General features: G+C 74.2%; 2 protein-coding genes and 1 pseudogene. 1 reads left to right on the top strand and 2 read right to left on the bottom strand.

Annotated elements, in window-relative coordinates; all coding sequences use genetic code 11:
- A partial coding sequence (locus FV223_RS28215; protein WP_246689848.1) for a DUF3368 domain-containing protein occupies nucleotides 1–571 on the bottom strand: 571 nt, incomplete at its 3' end.
- Nucleotides 572–614: 43 nt separating this feature from the next.
- Entirely contained in the window at nucleotides 615–872 is a 258-nt protein-coding gene (locus tag FV223_RS28220; RefSeq protein ID WP_147729952.1) for a UPF0175 family protein, read from the bottom strand.
- Nucleotides 873–993: 121 nt separating this feature from the next.
- Between FV223_RS28220 and FV223_RS32205 the strand changes: the two are divergent.
- Nucleotides 994–1,131 (top strand): annotated as a pseudogene (locus FV223_RS32205) (TIGR01459 family HAD-type hydrolase); the annotation flags it as partial.

Raw genomic sequence — 1,131 nt, forward strand, 5'->3', positions numbered from 1 at the left:
ACCCCGGACGACCCGCCCGAGCCGACGCCGGAGCGCCGCCCGTTCCGGGCCTTCCTGCGCCGGGCGAGCTAGAGGGGTCGTACCCGATCCTGAGGGTCCCTTCGGGATGGCAGATCGGGGAGAAGCCGTGCCAGGGGCGAGGATGCCGGGCGAGCAGGGCCTCGAACAGCGCCGGGCGGCAGCGGAAATTGGTCGCCCGGAGCCGTGAGACGGCGTCGTGCACATCGAGGAGGCCGCGCCGCACGGCGAGGTCGACGATGCCGAGCGTGCCCGTGACGGCGCCCCCCCTGGCCCGGGCGGCGGCGACGCCGGCACGGCCATCCATGAGGATCAGGTCAGCCCCGAGCGCCGTCGCCAACCGGATGGCTTCCCGTTCCCCGGCATCCAGTGGCCCGAGCGACGGGTCCGACCCGACCGGATCGGGCTCGACCGCGAGCCAGGCCGGCGGCGCCGACATCCAGCGTCGCACGGCCGTGGGAGCTTCGGGATGGCGCAACTCCCGGCATACCGTATCGGGGATCGCGACCCCGGCCAGCAGCGTCGGCAGCACCGCGATCCGGTCGATCAGCACGAGATGATGGATCGGCCCGGCATCGGCGACGGCACGCAACGGATCACAGGCCGAGGCGGTCGAGATCGCGGCGGTCGTCGTCCAGGTCGGTGAGGTCGTAGTCGACGAAGACGTTGCGGGCCTTGAGGAAGGCGTCGAGCGCCGCACGGGTGCCGAACCCGAGCAGCGTGCGCAACTCGGGGGGCGTCAGCCGCCCGGCGCGAAACTCCTCGACCGCGAAGGCCTCCAGCGCGCGGCGCGCGAGGTCGCCGCCATCCGCGGCGAGGCGGCGGGCGAGGTCGTCGGGAATCGGGACCGTCACGTTCCCGCCGCGAGGCTACGCCGGGTCGCCCGATCCCGCAAAGCCCCGCGCGATTGCCAACCCCGGCCGGCGCGCCTAACCCGGCCGGCGCCTTCCCCGACAGATCCGCCCGAGACCGCCGATGCCCGATCCGATCCCGACGCTGCCCGGCCTGTCCGGCATCGCGGATGCCTACGACCTGATCCTGTGCGACGTCTGGGGCGTGCTGCACGACGGCACCCGCGCCCACACCGCCGCCGGCGCGGCGCTGATCGCCTTC

The organism is Methylobacterium sp. WL116 (assembly GCF_008039455.1).
GTDB lineage: Bacteria > Pseudomonadota > Alphaproteobacteria > Rhizobiales > Beijerinckiaceae > Methylobacterium.